The sequence below is a fragment of the Chryseobacterium sp. genome (assembly GCF_022869225.1).
GTDB lineage: Bacteria > Bacteroidota > Bacteroidia > Flavobacteriales > Weeksellaceae > Chryseobacterium.
Genome location: NZ_JALIHL010000001.1, coordinates 3,157,118 through 3,173,547, shown reverse-complemented (window position 1 = coordinate 3,173,547; position 16,430 = coordinate 3,157,118). Strand labels below are relative to the sequence as shown.

General features: G+C 37.2%; 17 protein-coding genes. 7 read left to right on the top strand and 10 right to left on the bottom strand.

Annotated features, from left to right (window positions below):
• Nucleotides 1-246: 246 nt before the first annotated feature.
• From MUW56_RS14885 to dapA, 4 genes are all read right to left on the bottom strand, one after another.
• Nucleotides 247-693, bottom strand: a complete 447-nt coding sequence (locus MUW56_RS14885; RefSeq protein WP_292013913.1) for a response regulator — start codon at nucleotides 691-693, stop codon at nucleotides 247-249.
• Nucleotides 686-1,267: a helix-turn-helix transcriptional regulator gene (locus tag MUW56_RS14880; RefSeq protein ID WP_292013912.1), complete on the bottom strand. Its 582-nt coding sequence runs from the start codon at nucleotides 1,265-1,267 to the stop codon at nucleotides 686-688. Before MUW56_RS14880 ends, MUW56_RS14885 begins: the two co-directional genes overlap by 8 nt.
• A 292-nt stretch (nucleotides 1,268-1,559) precedes the next feature.
• Entirely contained in the window at nucleotides 1,560-2,063 is a 504-nt protein-coding gene (locus MUW56_RS14875; protein WP_292013911.1) for a GNAT family N-acetyltransferase, read from the bottom strand.
• A gap of 129 nt (nucleotides 2,064-2,192) precedes the next feature.
• Nucleotides 2,193-3,065 carry a 4-hydroxy-tetrahydrodipicolinate synthase gene (gene dapA / locus MUW56_RS14870; RefSeq protein ID WP_292013910.1) on the bottom strand — a complete coding sequence of 291 codons (873 nt, stop codon included), beginning with the start codon at nucleotides 3,063-3,065 and terminating at the stop codon, nucleotides 2,193-2,195.
• A 244-nt stretch (nucleotides 3,066-3,309) separates the two neighbouring features.
• On the opposite strand from dapA, the gene MUW56_RS14865 reads away from it, so the two are divergent.
• The 6 genes from MUW56_RS14865 to MUW56_RS14840 all read left to right on the top strand — a co-directional run bounded on the left by MUW56_RS14865 (nucleotide 3,310) and on the right by MUW56_RS14840 (nucleotide 8,582).
• Entirely contained in the window at nucleotides 3,310-3,639 is a 330-nt protein-coding gene (locus MUW56_RS14865; protein ID WP_292013909.1) for a GLPGLI family protein, read from the top strand.
• Between the two features lie 295 nt (nucleotides 3,640-3,934).
• Complete coding sequence (locus MUW56_RS14860) at nucleotides 3,935-4,693, top strand: 5'-nucleotidase C-terminal domain-containing protein (protein WP_292013908.1); 759 nt, start codon at nucleotides 3,935-3,937, stop codon at nucleotides 4,691-4,693.
• Entirely contained in the window at nucleotides 4,693-5,643 is a 951-nt protein-coding gene (locus MUW56_RS14855) for a bifunctional UDP-sugar hydrolase/5'-nucleotidase (protein ID WP_292013907.1), read from the top strand. The genes MUW56_RS14860 and MUW56_RS14855 overlap by 1 nt, the downstream gene beginning before the upstream one ends.
• 1 nt (nucleotide 5,644) lies before the next feature.
• Nucleotides 5,645-7,897 (top strand): T9SS type A sorting domain-containing protein, encoded by a 2,253-nt coding sequence (locus MUW56_RS14850; protein WP_292013906.1) that lies wholly within the window; start codon nucleotides 5,645-5,647, stop codon nucleotides 7,895-7,897.
• Nucleotides 7,897-8,298: a recombination protein O N-terminal domain-containing protein gene (locus tag MUW56_RS14845; RefSeq protein WP_292013905.1), complete on the top strand. Its 402-nt coding sequence runs from the start codon at nucleotides 7,897-7,899 to the stop codon at nucleotides 8,296-8,298. The genes MUW56_RS14850 and MUW56_RS14845 overlap by 1 nt, the downstream gene beginning before the upstream one ends.
• Before the next feature lie 23 nt (nucleotides 8,299-8,321).
• Entirely contained in the window at nucleotides 8,322-8,582 is a 261-nt protein-coding gene (locus tag MUW56_RS14840; RefSeq protein ID WP_292013904.1) for a hypothetical protein, read from the top strand.
• A 50-nt stretch (nucleotides 8,583-8,632) separates the two neighbouring features.
• Here MUW56_RS14840 and MUW56_RS14835 read toward each other — a convergent pair whose 3' ends face one another.
• From MUW56_RS14835 to MUW56_RS14820, 4 genes are all read right to left on the bottom strand, one after another.
• On the bottom strand, nucleotides 8,633-11,305 hold the full coding sequence (locus MUW56_RS14835; protein WP_292013903.1) for a glucosidase: 2,673 nt from the start codon (nucleotides 11,303-11,305) through the stop codon (nucleotides 8,633-8,635).
• 158 nt (nucleotides 11,306-11,463) lie between these two features.
• Nucleotides 11,464-12,273: a glucose 1-dehydrogenase gene (locus tag MUW56_RS14830; RefSeq protein WP_292013902.1), complete on the bottom strand. Its 810-nt coding sequence runs from the start codon at nucleotides 12,271-12,273 to the stop codon at nucleotides 11,464-11,466.
• A gap of 74 nt (nucleotides 12,274-12,347) precedes the next feature.
• The gene (locus tag MUW56_RS14825) at nucleotides 12,348-12,830 is read right to left on the bottom strand and encodes a GNAT family N-acetyltransferase (protein WP_292013901.1); all 483 of its coding nucleotides are present in this window, start codon (nucleotides 12,828-12,830) and stop codon (nucleotides 12,348-12,350) included.
• Nucleotides 12,823-13,440: a DUF1684 domain-containing protein gene (locus tag MUW56_RS14820; protein WP_292013900.1), complete on the bottom strand. Its 618-nt coding sequence runs from the start codon at nucleotides 13,438-13,440 to the stop codon at nucleotides 12,823-12,825. Before MUW56_RS14820 ends, MUW56_RS14825 begins: the two co-directional genes overlap by 8 nt.
• 134 nt (nucleotides 13,441-13,574) lie before the next feature.
• Here MUW56_RS14820 and MUW56_RS14815 point away from each other — a divergent pair, with 134 nt between their 5' ends.
• Nucleotides 13,575-15,155, top strand: coding sequence for a GMC family oxidoreductase N-terminal domain-containing protein (locus MUW56_RS14815; protein WP_292013899.1), 1,581 nt, complete (start codon nucleotides 13,575-13,577; stop codon nucleotides 15,153-15,155).
• A gap of 1 nt (nucleotide 15,156) precedes the next feature.
• Here the strand turns inward: MUW56_RS14815 and MUW56_RS14810 are convergent, their stop codons facing one another.
• Together MUW56_RS14810 and MUW56_RS14805 are read right to left on the bottom strand one after the other, a co-directional pair.
• Entirely contained in the window at nucleotides 15,157-16,023 is an 867-nt protein-coding gene (locus MUW56_RS14810) for an AadS family aminoglycoside 6-adenylyltransferase (protein ID WP_292013898.1), read from the bottom strand.
• 5 nt (nucleotides 16,024-16,028) lie between these two features.
• Nucleotides 16,029-16,427 (bottom strand): hypothetical protein, encoded by a 399-nt coding sequence (locus tag MUW56_RS14805; protein ID WP_292013897.1) that lies wholly within the window; start codon nucleotides 16,425-16,427, stop codon nucleotides 16,029-16,031.
• Between the last annotated feature and the right edge of the window lie 3 nt (nucleotides 16,428-16,430).

The following is a 16,430-nucleotide window of genomic DNA, read 5'->3' as shown; positions in this document are numbered from 1 at the left end:
TTTGTTAACTAACATTGTGATTTATATAATTTTGTTTTTGAAACAATTACTTTTCATTCATCTACGTCTTTCTATTTATATCAAATTTGTGTCACTGATTTTATACTTACAAAAGTCAGGATATTAATTGAGAATCTTTTTATATTATTTCATTTATTAGTTATAAAATTTTCACCTCTTTGTGAATATTATGCATTAAACATGATCCAACTCCCTGTAAAAAAGTTGGCATAAATCTAATGTTAATCATACTTTAAGGATAAAGTTTTCTTTATTCAATCCTGAAGTATGGTATTGCCAATTGATCGTGATAACTTCCGTGAGTACTTTTTTAAGACTCTCAAAAGTATCCGGTTTTTTCATATAAATATTTCCTCCTTTTACAAAAAGCTCCTCAATTTCATTTTCAGAAATCTGGTCAGAATAAACGGCAACCACCATATTATTGAATTTCAGGTTTGCTCTGATCTCTTCAATACATTCTATACTGCTTTTGCCAGGAATTTTATATTTTATAAATACGATCTCAGGAACGAGAGCTTCTGCATTATTCAAATACTTCATGAGTTCATTTCCATGATGAAGGCATTGAACCTTTATAGAGATTTTCAGCTCTTTGAATATGTTTTTAAAAAAAATTAAAGTGTTTTCATCGTCGTCTGTAACTATTACGTTCAGAAATTCTTTATTCATACTGCATTTTAGGGTTTATGGCCGTACTCTGGGCTCTTCTTCTTTTGCCTACTATCTTTTGAAACTGGGACGGAGTAATACCTGTCGTATTTTTAAACTGGGTACTCAAATGGGCGACACTGGAATAATTTAATTTGTGAGCGATTTCTGTAAGGCTCTGCTTATTTCTTATAATCAAAACCTTTGCGTGTTCGATTTTCTGTAAAATGATAAAGTTCTCGATTGAAGTAAAGGCAACTTCTGAAAAAAGGTTGGAAAGATATCCATAACTGTGATTCAGTTTTTCAGAAATATAAATAGATGCCTTTACAGGGATAATCTCATCAGAAAAAACAAGTTCTACAATAGCATCTTTTATTTTCTGTACTAAAGCCGTTTTCTGGCTTTCAATAATTTCAATTCCATAATCTCCAAGATTCTTCTTGAAAAGATTATGCTGCTCCTGAGTGAAAGGTTCGTAAAACTCTACCTCCCCAAAGTTCAGCAGCCTGTACTTCAGTCCGTGCTCTTTAAGCTTCTCATCCAATACTTTCTTACAGAGAGTATTGAAATCAAATTTTACATACATTTTCATCCTAGTATAAGTAAGTCAAATTTTTAGTAAATATAATAATTTATTTCAATTAAAAGTGAAATAGAAAGGATTTTTTTAACATAATATAGATAAAAAAAATTCCTGTATCCGAGAATACAGGAATTTAAACACTAAGGATGAAAAAAATATACTGATAAAAAGCTATATAAGCTCAAAACCAAGCATATGAATGTATTATTTATAAGTGATCTGGTTCTGAAGCAAAGATGATCCAAAAAAAGAACTCACATGTTATAGAATTACAGGATAAAGTTACAAAATTTTAAGTCAACTACTTGTGAATTAGAAATTCCATTAAATAATCATCCATTACAAAGCCGTTTCCAATGTCAAAGACTCCTTCATCATACACTTTGTAACCTTGGGATTCATAGAAATTTCTGGCTGAGTTGTATTTATTAACATTTAAAATAATCCTTTCATTTCCGTTTTCAGCCACTTTTTGATTTAAAAAAAGGAGTGCTTCTTTCCCAAATCCTTTTCCTTTACTTTCCGGAACCAAATAAATACGGTGCAGTTTGGTTGTCTTATCTTCATAGTTATGCTCATACCCAATAAATCCTTCATAAGAGCCGTTGATCTCATCCTGAATCAAATAATAATGATAATCGGAATTTTGCAGATGGCTTTCAATTTCAGTTTCAGAATACATTTCTGAAAGCATATACTCCATCTGCTCTGCTGAAAGTATTTCTGCATATGCATTTTCCCAGGATCTTTTTGCCAGCTCCTGAATAAGAGGAATGTCTTTTTCTGTTGCTTTTACTAATTTCATACTTTTTTATCTTATGATTAAAAAAAGTGAAAAGCCGGAACTTTTCACTTCTTGTACTATTTATTGTCATTATAAATGGTCAACCTTATTTTGTGATAGCTTTTTGTATCACGATTGGCTGTTCATTTATTAAATGTTTGCCATTTCAGCTTTAATTTTAGCGTAAAGCCCTTCTGAAGCCTGGACTAGAGGAAGTCTCAAATAGTTTTTGATAATCCCTTTTTCCGCCAACACTACTTTGATACCGCAAGGATTTCCCTCAGCAAAGATCAAACGTGTAATTTCAACCAGCTTATTATGAATTTCATAAGCTTCTTTTACTTTACCCTCAAAGGCAAGCTGTACCATAGTTGAAAATTCTTTAGGATATCCCTGCCCGATTACAGAAATCACACCGTTTCCTCCTGCTAATGTCACAGGAAGCGTAAATTCATCATCTCCGGAAACCAATGAAAATCCTTCAGGTTTCTTTCTTAAAATATCGAAGTACTGAAGAATGTTCGGTGCCGCTTCTTTGATCATGATTAAATTTGGGAACTCTTTAGCAATACGAATCGTCGTATCTGCATCAATATTTTGCCCTGTTCTTGAAGGAACATTGTAGATAATAATATTTTTCCCTGTGGAAGCTAAAGCTTTGTAGTGCTGATAAAGCCCTTCCTGATTAGGTTTATTATAATAAGGAGATACAGAAAGTACAGCTTCGAATGCAGAAAGGTCTGCTTCTTCTATCTGTTTCTTGACTTCAAGAGTATTGTTACCGCCAATTCCCAATACCAAAGGAAGACGTTTATTATTTACCTTAATGATATGCTCAATTACCTGTTTCTTTTCCTCATCAGAAAGCGTAGCGGCTTCAGCCGTAGTTCCCAATACTACCAAATAATTGGTTCCGTTTTCAATATTGTATTCAACAAGTTGAGTTAAACTGTCGAAATCAACGGATAAATCTTCATTAAAGGGTGTTACCAATGCAACACCTACTCCTTTTAAAATGCTCATCTGTTCGAATTATTTTTTTCAAATTTAATAATTTACAATGAGAATTTGTAATTTATTAAGTTATATGCTTTTTTCTTTCAAAAAAACGATCTGCTCTTTCAGTATTGCGATTTGCTCATCTTTACTTTGAATGAGCCTGTCATAGGTTTCTTTGATGTCTTTGATTAAATCTTTACAATCATTATTGCTAATTTCTACATATCCATTTCCTTCGTTGGATTGATTGTCAAATACATTTTTAGTATTGATATTTAAAAGATTCGAAACAGGGCTTTTGATTTGGGATACAAACTTTAATGATGAAAAAGAGGTTCTTGGCTATAAGTCTTATAAAGCAACAACAATTTTTAATAAGAAACTGTACGTTGCTTGGTATACAAAAGAAATTCCTATTTCAGAAGGTCCATACAGATTTAAGGGCTTGCCGGGATTGATTTTAGAATTGGAAGATGAAAAAGGATATAGTACTTTTAAAGCAGTCGGAATTGAAAAAAAGAAAGTTGAAATAAAACAGCTTCAAAAAGGAATTCCAATTTCAAGAGAACTATATTTACAAAAAAAGAGAAGAGTTTAGAAATAATCCTTATCCCGGAAAATCTTTTGATAAAGCAAAACAAAATCAAATAATTGGGTCAAATAAAAAGAATAATAATCTTATTGAAAGATAATTTCAAAAAAATAACAACCTTCGATTGAGGGTTGTTTTTATTTAAATCAAATCTTTTCCCATGTAAAAATAATAAACTGTATTAATTAACAATTCTTTCTAAAATTTAATTTTTTATTTTTAATAATTATACCAAGAATTTCCAATAAATAATAATGTTTTATTATACATATAGTTATATTTGCATATACTAAAAGATATTATGAAAAATAAATTCTTGTTACTAGGAATTGCTCTGGCATCTCTTACTGCATGCAAAACAGCTTCTACGCTGCAAATTGCAAATGTACAGACCCAGAAAAACATTTCTATTAATAACGAGCTAAAAAATGATGAGGAGTTTGTAAAAGTAATTGAACCCTATAAGCAAAAACTGGACAGGGAAATGAACCAGAAGATCTCACATACGAGCGCAGATCTGACGAAGCAGGGAGACAACAGCAATCTGGGTAATCTTTTAGCTGATTATACACTTGAAGGAGGAGATCAATGGACGAAAACTCATCTGAAACAAAATGTAGATGCTGCTTTGATCAATATAGGAGGAATCCGTACTACTATTGGAAAAGGCGACATTATGCTGAAAAATGTTTTTGAAGTGATGCCTTTCGAAAATGAACTGATCATCGTAAAAATGAAGGGCACAGATTTACCCGGACTTTTTGAATATTATGCAAAAACGCAGGTGAACAATCCTGTTTCTCACTTATATATTGAAACAAAAAACGGACAGTTAACCCAGTCTTTAATTAACGGAAAAAAAATAGATCCGAACAAAGACTATTATATTGCTACCTCAGACTATCTTGCTCTGGGAGGAGACAATATGAAGTTCTTTGCCAAAGGAGAATCAATCCCAACGGGCATTAAGCTTAGGGATTTATATGTAGAATGCTTCAAAAAAAATCCTGAAGTGGTTCCCAATACAGATGTTCGTTTAAATTTTATCGGTAAAAAGTAATGGATAGAAAAAGTTTTTTAAAAGCAATAGGCGGTGGATCTTTAGCAATGGCTTTAGCTCCCCATATGATGAAGGCAGAGGGATTGGCAATTTCAGGCTTAAAATCCGCAAGCAAACTGACTATTCTTCATACAAATGACCAACATAGCAGAATCGAGCCTTTTGATGCAAGTTATACCAAAAATCCTAATCAGGGTGGTTTTGCAAGAAGGGCGAGTTTAATTCAGCAGATCAGAAATCAGGAAAGCAATGTATTACTTCTTGATTCAGGAGATATTTTCCAGGGAACTCCCTATTTCAATTTCTTCGGAGGAGAACTGGAATTTAAATTAATGTCCATGATGAAGTATGATGCTTCTACCATGGGGAATCATGATTTTGATAATGGCTTAGATGGATTTTTAAAGGTTCTTCCCAACGCCAAGTTCCCTTTCATATGTTCCAATTATGATTTTAAAAATACAGTTCTGGACGGAAAAACTTCACCCTACAAAATCTTTGACAAAAACGGGATCAAAGTAGGCCTTTTTGGAGTCGGAATCCAGCTGGATGGCCTCGTGGGCAAAAAGCAATATGGAGAAACCATCTATTCCAATCCTATTGATGTAGCACAGCATTATTCAAATTTTCTGAAAAAAGAGCAAAAGTGTGATCTTGTGATCTGCCTTTCCCATGTTGGTTACGATTACAAAGATGAACCCAATAAAGTAAGTGATACAATCTTAGCCGCCAGTACAGAAAATATCGATATTATTCTGGGCGGGCACACCCACACATTTTTACCTGAGCCACAAACTTTTACCAACAGACAGGGTAAAAATGTCCTTGTGAACCAGGTAGGATGGGCAGGTCTTCTTTTGGGTAGAATAGATTTTCATTTTGATACAAATAAAAACATACAGCACATCTCCTGGAACAATCAGGTAATAGACAGCAGCATAATAGCATAATATGAAAAAACTCTCTTTACTTTCTCTTGGTATTTTAGCATCTCTGCAGCTTACAAAAGCGCAGGTCATTTCATCAAAAAAATGGGCAGATCTTTTTTCCTACAACAATGTCTTGGCAATGAAAGAAGACAATGGAAAAATAATAGCCGCAACTGAAAACGGAATATTCTATTATACCATGGCAAGTGGAGAGATCACAAAATTGTCTAAAGCCAACGGGCTGCACAATATCGGGATCACAGCTTTTGATTACAATCCACAAACCAAAACAGGACTTATCGGCTATTCGGATGGCTCGATGGATGTGATCACCCCTCAGGAAATTAAATACGTTGTAGATATTCCTATTGCTACAGGATACAATGGCAGCAAAAAAATCAACCATATTTCTATTACAGGAGATCAGGCAGTGATTTCTGTGGGGTATGGTGTTTCGGTATTTAATCTGAAAAAGAAAGAGTTTGGCGATTCTGCATTTTTTATCAATGCAGGAGTATATGAAGCAAGTAACGAGGCGACGATATTTGGAAATAAAATATATTCCGTAACCAATGCCGGCTTGAAAAGCCATGAGATGAATAATACCTTCCCGGTATATTCTACCTGGGCCACAGAAGTTCCCGGAACATTCAAAAATATAGATGCTGAGTCTGAATTGGTATTTTCATCTGCAACCTCCGCATTCCTGTATAATAACGGAACGCCTGCACCACTTCCTGCCACCTTTGGAAATATCCGGGATATTGTAGTGACTTCCAATAATATAGTGGTCACTGACAGCAGAATATATACTTTCGGTATTAATGGAGTTTCTACAGGAGCCGTAAGTGTAGGAGAAGAATGCAATACCGCTATAGTGGCTGGTGGAAAAGTACTTGGCGGGACCCAATTATCTGGGATAAAAGACGAAGGTAACAACACCTATAAACCGTCAGGCCCCTATTTCAACTTTGCTTATAAAATCAACCTGTATGACAACAACCAGATGCTTGTTTCTACGGGTGCCAGGTCAGGAAATTATAACTTCCCAGCAGGTGACGCTAAAAAACCGGGATTCTATTATTTCACGGGTACTGAATGGATCTATTCTTCTTTTTTTAATAACAACGCAAGGCAAATCAATGTGTTAGATGCCATATTAAATCCTGCCAACAGCAACGAAGTCTTTTTTTCTAACTATACCATGTTTGACAATGGCGTTTACAAAATGAAGTATAACGCCAACAATAAAGATTTTGAACTTGTCAAATATTATAATCTGGGGGCAGAACCTTATTACCGACGCCCGGCAGGTCTTGCTACAGATGGTCAAAATAATGTTTTTGTATCTATCGGATATACCGATAACGGAATCCCTTCTATCGGTATTTACGACAAGGCCTCTGATGATTTTATTATAAAAAAATATACCTTCTCAAGTGCTGGAGTACAAAAGCCGATTGTTTACGAAAATATGCTGTGGACCCCTTTGCCAAGAACAAATAATTTCTGGGTATATGATTATAAAAATGCAACTAACCTTTCTGACGACACCGATTACCTCCTAAAAGAATCTAACGGTCTTGGGGGCACAGGAACATTATCCGTAGCCTTCGACAAGTCTGGTGATGCATGGATAGGTACAGACAATGGAATAAGAGTCCTTCCTAATGCTGCTGCAGAGATAAAGTCTCCCAATGCTAAAGCAGAGCCTATTGTGATAGAACAAAACGGTCTTGCAGAGGAACTCTTCAGGGATGCCTCAGTGATTCAGATTGAACCGGATGCCGGAGATTACAAATGGGTGTCTATAGAAGGAGGTGGTGTATACTATCTTTCAGCTGATGGACAGAAGACGATCAAACATTTTACAAAAGAAAATTCACCGCTTCCAACCAATACGGTAACCGATATAAAAGTAGACAAAAAAACAGGTAAAGTATATTTTGCAACTTATAATGGTATAGTAAGCTACCAGGGAGATGTAGCAGATGTCACCTCAAATTTCGGGGATGTGGTTGTTTATCCGAATCCGGTAGTATATTCTAATTTTAAGGGAAAAGTGACCATTAAAGGGCTTGCAGAAAAAACAAATATAAGAATTGTAGATGCGGCAGGAAATGTAGTGCATTCGGCAGTTGCAAGAGGAGGCTATTATGAATGGGACCTTAATAATCAGAAAGGAACCAGAGTCGCTTCAGGTATTTACTTTGTATTGATGACGAATGAAGACGGTTCTGACAAAGCTACAGCCAAAATAGGGGTAGTCAATTAATGAATTCACAAAATGGTTTTTTACTTTCACTGATAAAGTATGGGGAAAATGATGCAGTCTTGCATTGTTTTACAGAAGAGGAGGGTTTTCAAACTTATTTCCTGAAAGGAATTTATTCTAAGAGGAATAAAAAGAAGGCCCTGCTGCAGCCTTTGAGTAAACTTAATTTTTCCGTAAATCCGGTAAGAGGCAGCGGTATACCGTCTGTTTCAAACTTTGAACTGGTCCAAAACAATGATATCTATACTGATATAAAGATCAATACGATTATTTTCTTCATCTCAGATTTCCTGAACCAGATTCTTAAATTTGAAAATAAAAACGCCAATATATTCGTAAGTATTGATCAATTTGTAGGGGAGCTGGTTAACAAAAACTATCAGTCGCACCTTCTTTTTTAGTGGCTGTCTTAAAGATCCAGGGGGTGGCTCCGCTCATCAGTGAAGGCCTATTTTTAGATCCTGAGACCGGAACTTTCTCAGCTGTATCCACCCACCAGCTTTTCAATGAAGAAATTTCAGCAGTATGGCGGGCGTCTCTTATGACAGAAAACTTTTACGCTACAAAAATTCATTCTTCGCTGAGAAAAGATTTCCTGGACAGTCTTTTGGTTTATTATCATTACCATATCACAGATTTTAAGGTTCCGGCATCGCTGGAAATTATACAGCAAATATTTGAGTAGTTGAGGTGGTAAAAGCTGATAATACAAATCAAATTTCAGACATTAGCCTTTCATTCTTCTTTGCCTTTAGTATCAGGATCTTCCGGCATTTCAGTTTCAGATTCTGCAATGGCTTTTTTGGAGAACCTAGGCTGCAGAATTTTTGCAATCAGCCCCGTCCAGCCGGTCTGATGTGAAGCTCCTACCCCACGGCCGTTATCGCCATGAAAATATTCGTAAAACAGGATATAATCCTTAAAATCAGGATCAGTCTGAAATCTTTCATACTGACCATGTACAGGACGTTTTCCATTTTCATCTTTTAAGAAAATTTTAGAAAGTCTTTTACTTAAAGAATCTGCAATCTGATCAAGATCAGCATAATTTCCGCTGCCTGTTGGATATTCAACCAAAAAGTCAGGACTGTAATAAAAGAAAAAACGTTGCAGACTTTCAATGATCAGGAAGTTTATGGGAAACCAAACAGGCCCACGCCAATTGCTATTCCCTCCAAAAAGTCCACTGTCACTTTCTGCAGGGGTATATTTTACACAATAATCTGCTCCATTAAGGTTTAAAGTATAGGGATTCTGTTCGTATTCTTTTGACAGCGCCCTTATTCCGTAGTCGCTTAAAAATTCAGCCGGATTGAGCATTCTTTCCAGCAGCTTTTTTAAACGATGTCCCCGAAGCAAAGACAACAGGTGCTTGGAGTCCTGCCCTTTAACGGCCCATCTGGAAACCAAAGACGCCAGCTCCGGTTTATTATCAAGCACCCACTCCATTCTTTTCTTAAAATTAGGTAGGTTTTCAATCATTTCATCATCGATGACCTCAACGGCAAACATAGGAATAAGGCCTACAATTGTTCTTAATCTTAAATACATATGAGGACCGTCATTGGAAGCAATGGCATCGTAGAAAAACTCATCCTCTTCATCCCAAAGACTGAAATTCTCGTCTCCCATATTATCTAATGAATTGGCAATAGACAGGAAGTGCTCAAAAAATTTCATTGCCATCTCTTCGTAAACAGTATTATACAAAGCCAACTCAAGAGCTATCCTCATCATATTCAGGGCAAACATCGCCATCCAGCTTGTTCCGTCTGATTGCTCCAGCTGCTCCCCATTCGGTAAGACAGAATTCCGGTCAAACACCCCGATATTATCCAATCCTAAAAAGCCTCCCTCAAAAATATTGTTGCCATTGCTGTCTTTTTTATTGACCCACCATGTAAAATTCATCAGGAGTTTTTGAAAGGCACTCTCCAGGAATTCAAGATCTGGCTTTTCGTTCAAATATTCATCAATTTTGAATACCCTAAAAACAGCCCAGGCATGCACCGGAGGATTTACATCGCTAAAGTTCCATTCGTATGCAGGGAGCTGTCCGTTGGGATGCATATACCATTCAAATAGAAAAAGCTTAAGCTGGTGTTTGGCAAAATCAGGATCAATCAATGAAAAACTAATCGTATGAAAAGCCAGATCCCAGGTAGCGTACCAAGGATATTCCCATTTGTCAGGCATAGAAATAATATGGGCATTATTGAGATGCTTCCAGTCATAATTCCTTATTTTATCCCGGGATTTTGAAGGCGGCATCTCTGCTGGGTCTCCTTTCAGCCATTTTTCAACATTGTAATGGTAGAACATTTTATTCCAGAGCATTCCTGCAAAGGCCTGTCTCTGCACCAGCCTTTCATCCTCAGATGGAATGCCCTTCTGAATTTCAGCATAAAACTCGTCTGCCTCCTGGTGTCTCAGATCAAAAACAGTATCGAAATCCTCAAACGGTTCTTTTAATTCTTTATTTGAAATCCTGAATTCAAAGGTTCTGGATTCTTTACCCTTAAAATTTTCTTCAATCAAAAATGAAGCTTTGGTTCCTGTATTTTGGGGATTGACCGATTGCGTATTTCCATTCAGTACAAAGTCATTAATGCCATCCTTACAGTATCTTGATGGGTTAGCAGATTGATAAAGCCTTTCATTATTCGTTTCATTATTGCAAAACAGGGTTTTTAAAGATTGTTTTGCATAAATATTCCTGATTTCAAGATCCTTATGCTGTACTTTGATCCGGTTTGCTTCTTCACCAGACAGCTTTGGTTTATAATCATCATAGCCCCAGTTCCAGGTATTCCGGAACCATACTGTGGGCAGTAATACAAGGGGAGCTTCCTTTTCCGATTTGTTGATAATGGTAAGCCTGATTAAAATATCATGCTGGCTTTCCTTAGCATATTCAATAAAAATATCAAAATACTCATTGGCATCAAAGATACCGGTATCAATGAGTTCGTATTCAGGTTCTGTTTTAGTCCTTTCTGCATTCTTTGCGATCAGATCTTCATAGGGAAATGCATGCTGAGGATACTTATACAGCATTTTCATATAAGAGTGGGTAGGAGTAGAATCCAGGTAATAAAAATACTCCTTTACATCTTCACCATGATTTCCCTGTCCGTTGGTAAGGCCAAAAAACCGTTCTTTGACCATGCTATCATTTTTGTTCCAAAAACCGACAGAAAAGACCAATCTTTGAAGGTCATCACAGATCCCGCAAATCCCTTCTTCACCCCACCGGTATGTTTTGGCTTCAGCTGTATGATGACCGGTATAATTCCATGCATCTCCATTTTCGCTGTAATCCTCACGCACAAGTCCCCATTCCCGGTTACTTACATAAGGACCCCATTTTTTCCATGATATATCTGAGATTCTTTCTTTTTCTGACATAAGCACGCCTATTTGCACAATTATAAAATGTATTCATCTAAGGGTGATGATACGCTAAGTTTTAACTTTCCGCCCAACAATCAATCAGCAACTTGTAACTAGAGACTTTTAACTAGAAACTTTTAACTAGCAACATGCAACCAGCAAACAACAGCCAACTATCCTCCTGTAGAAAAGCTCTCAAAGGTGGTCATTCCGCCGTCGACGAAAATACTGGTTCCCGTAATATAATCTGCCAGATCACTGGCCAGAAACGCGGCCAGATTTCCGATATCCTGGGGCTGTCCGATCCTGTTGTAAGGAATCAGTGTGAGAAGTGAATTGAGTGCTTCCGGGGTATCCCATGCATTTTTATTGATAGGAGTCTGAATGGCTCCTGGACAAATAGAATTGACACGGATCTTGTCTGCACCATATTCCTGAGCCAACGTTTGCATCAGCATTCTGACAGCTCCTTTACTAGAGGCATAATTAGCGTGTCCTGCCCAGGGAATAATTTCATGAACAGAGCTGATATGAATAATCTTACCACAGGCAACAGACCGTGAAGCATCTATTCCCCTTCGTAAAAATTCTTTGATGGCTTCCCTTGCGCAAAGAAACTGTCCGGTAAGATTTACTCCTATGACCGCATTCCACTGATCAAGGGTCATCTCTGTAAACTTAGCATCCTTTTGAATCCCTGCATTATTGATGAGAATATCCACCGTCCCGAACTGGGAAATGGCCTCCTGAAACATTGCAATGACCTGATCTTCCTTGGAAACGTCACATTGACAGGTAATTCCCTTCCCTCCGGCATCGGTAATCTCTTTTAAAACGGCTTTTGCTTCTTCTGAAGACCTTTCCGAGGAATGATTGACAATGACTGCAGCTCCTGCTGCTGCTAAAGATTTTGCGATTCCTGAACCAATTCCACTGGAGGCTCCTGTAACTACAGCCACCTGATTATGAAGTGAGATTTCCATATTTTATAATTTGATGTTACTCAAAGTTATGGAAAGAAAATCTGCTGGACGGACATTTTGAATTTAAAATTTTCTTAAAATTTTTTGTACATTAAGTATTGAGGTCCGCTTCTCCCGATCCTGGTCTTTCCTTCATAAGAATATCCTGCTGTACGGTAAATATGATAGGCAGACTCATTTTTCTGGTTCACCGCCAGGACAATTTCATGACAATCTTTGAAATGCTTTCTTACAAAATCATCTACCTGAATCATGGCTTCTTTTCCAATTCCTTTTCCCTGCATTTGAGGATTCACAGATAAAGATCTTATCAAAACGGAATTTTGAGTATCAGTCAGTTCAAATTTATCATCTCCAAAATCAAGGATAAAAAAACCTACAGGCTGTCCATCATTGAAAATAGTAACCGGAAATGCATCTTCTGTATTTCTTTCCCGGATCATGCTCATTGCCTTTTCTACCGTTGCGGTAAATCGTGACTGACTTTCGTCCAAAGCATAGCTGATGGCAGGAAGATCTTTCGGATCTAAAAATTGTAAACTTACCTTATTATTCATGATAGATATCTTCATACATCACACCGGCCCGTATTTCCACCGGAAGTTTATTTTCTTCAGGAACAATGGGGCAATTGTAATCGTAGGCATTATAGGCACAAAACGGCTGATAGGATCGGTTAAAATCCAACACTATGGTATTTCCTTTCGGAATTTTCAGATCCATATATTTTCCCCCGCCATACGTTTCTTTTTCATTCGTTGCATCTCTGAAAGGAAGAAAGAGATACTCTTTATACTGAGCCTTTTTGATCAAATCCAGACTTTGGTATAAAGTGACTGTATAAGGTTTTCCGTCAAGGGTAAAAGTTGCTTTTCCATATTCCTGGTAAGTCTTGGTTTTTCCTGCAGAAGTCGGAAGTTCAAAAGGTTTTGTTTTTTTTGATTTAACAAATTTTGCCGTTACTCTGTATTTGATATCAAACGGAAAGAAAGGATGGCCTTTAAAATTTTTAAGATGATCTCCTCTTAAAGGGGTTTCTTTTGGATTAAGATATTCGGCATTGAGTTCCTCCTGAAATTTCTTAACCTCCATTATTTCTTTAGAGACCATTTTTTGAGAAAAGATCCACATGGGCAGGATCAAAAAGAACACAATATATTTTTTCATAAATGCTTTAAATTATAAGTAAAACTATGAATTTTTCATGGGATAAAGAGTTAAAATTATAATAAAAAGTATAATCTGTTTTAAATAAAAATGGGCCGAAGCCGCTCTAGCATACTTTTTGAAAATCAAAGCTCATGGACAGAAAAAAATTCATTAAGACAAGCGCTTTGGCGATCCCGGCTTTTTACTTTCTTCAATCCCATTTCTTTCAGGGTGCAGAAAGGAAAATCCAACGATCCCAAGAGACCATTGAAGCACCTATTGTGATCATTGGCAGTGGATATGGGGGTTCTGTAGCAGCCTTACGTCTTTGTGAAGCCGGGAAAAAAGTGATTATGCTGGAAATGGGTCTTAACTGGGGAAAAGCGGGAATTCCGTTTTCCAATCTGTTGAAGCCGGGAAAAAGCTCAGCCTGGCTGAAAAAGAAAAGCATTGCTCCTTTCATGAATATTTTTTCGCTGACTCCCTTTACCGGAACACTGGACCGCCTGTCTTTTGACCATATTAACATTTGGGTAGGAAGAGGAGTGGGCGGAGGTTCATTGGTTAACGGCGGAATGGCCGTAACTCCGAAGGAAAGTTACTTCAAAGAGGTTTTCCCCCATCTTGATGCCGAAAAGTTTTTTACTTATTACTTTCCTTTGGTACAGAAAGAGCTTAAAGTCAACGTGATTGATGAACAGTTTTTAAAAGACTGTCCTTATTACCAATTTACAAGGGTAGGAGAAAAGGAAGCTCACCGGGCAGGTTTTAAAACCATAAGAGTTCCGAATGTCTATGATTTCAAATATATGGAAAAAGAATACCGGAATGAGGTTCCGCGGTCTGCTCTCAATACGGAAGTGATCTACGGAAACAATTATGGCAAAAACAGCTTAGATAAAACATATCTTAAAAAAGCCCTTGAAACCGGCAACCTTGAAATATTTGATCTCCATCGTGTAGATCATATCAGGCTTAATGATGACAAAAGCTATACTGTAACTGCACAGCAAACGGATACATCAGGAAATATAATCGCTGATAAAACATTTCATTGTGGAAAGCTTATCCTTTCAGCAGGTACCATGGGAACCTTACAACTGCTGTTACATTCAAATGCAGTCAATGGGCTGCCTCTTGATGAACATATTGGAAAAAACTGGGGTAACAACGGAAATTTTATGACAGGAAGAAATTGGGTCAAACCGCTGTCCGGCGGAACAGGATCGAAACAATCGACTATTCCGGTAGGCGGAATTGATAACTGGGATGATAAAGAGCATCCTTTCTTCACAGAAATTGCGCCTTTACCTATGGGAATGGATGTGGCTACCGCCTTGTATCTGCTGATCAACAGGGTAGATAAAAAAGGAGACGTCAGGTACGATAAAGCCCGTCAGTCACTGGTTTTGAACTGGGATGAAACGAATACTGCCAAGATGAGAGAAAATGCCAGATATTTTATCAGAAAAATGAATAAGGCCAATGGCGGAACCCGAAGCCATCTTCTGTTTAATAACGGTTTTGGGGCAGATATCTGCTACCATCCCCTTGGAGGCTGTGTATTAAATGAAGCAACGGATCAATATGGTAAACTGAAAGATCATAAAAACCTGTTCGTCTTAGATGGTTCCCTGATTCCCGGAACCGTGGGAGTCAATCCTTTCGTTACCATTACTGCTATTGCTGAGTATTGTATTGAAAATCTGATCAGAAAAAACGAATTTGCTTAAATTAGGGCATTGATTTTACTTCAGTAAGGTAATTCCGGATATCATTTTCATGCTTTGCCGGATAGGTGAAATTAAGTTTTTCGGCCAAAGCAGTTCCCAGTTCATGTACGATATCAGCAAATTTGAATAAGGCAGTCCAGTTTTCTTCAGGATGACTCCCGGAAAAGGTAGCCTCTATCCTGTTCCAAAGTTCTTCAGGCAGGTATTTTTTGAACAGTCTTCCGTGTTTATTGGTTGTTATATTATCCCAATTATGATTGCCGGCAATATTCCATTCTATCAAAGGAACCAGATAATCTGTTCGGAGAATATTTTCAGACATGAATTTGGCATAGAAAATATCACCCCTTTTAAGACATTTGGCCACATAGGTGGTATCCCACCAGAAATCATTGATCAATTGTTGAAACTGCTGCTCTGTAGGTTTCTGGATCATGACGGATTGGTAGCCTGGCAGTTTCATATCTTTTGTCAGCCCGTCTTTATCTACCAAAACTTTATAGCCTACATCCCAATCACCGGGAAGGGTTTCTTGTTTTATTTCTTCCACAAATTCAGATACCTGATACAGCTTAAAGTCAACTTTGACATGATCTTTGTACAAGACCATCTTCATCGCGTGCTTGCCTTCAAAAACAGAATCCTTTTCTTCAATCATCGAAATGGGATCTCCAAAAAGACTGATCCATTCATTGCCGGTTTCATAAGCACTCCTACTTTCAAAGACTAATTCAACGTCAAGATCACTGAAATCATCTACCGGAGCATAAGGGTTTACTAACGAGCTGGTAAGGAGAACAGCCCGAATGTCCGGATTGTTTTCAGCCCAATGAATAATCTGTTCCAGTTTTTCCGTTCTTCCCGTCATGTTAACTAGGATTCTGATATTTTCACCCGGTAAACATCCGAGGAATTTCTTTTGATAGATTCCACGAAGAAACCTCCTTCTTCAGGAATCACTTCTTTCAGATCAAAACTTTTACAGTCTTTCGGTAATCCGGAAAATATCAGGGTAAACCAAAAATCCTGCATAAAAGGAACGGGAGTCCAATAAGGAGAAATTGAAATATTTTCTGTGTGAATCAGTTTGCTTCTATGGTCAGACTGATTATCAAAAAGATATGTGGAGTGCCAGATCCTGATCAGATTTCCCAAAAATGGGGAGGCCGGAAAACAGCAGTGCACAATGACCTGCCTTTCCTCTTCTATTTTGGTTTGAAGAGATTCCAAGAGTTCTTTTGCAATGACTGGTTTTACAACTACTTCTTCCACGTA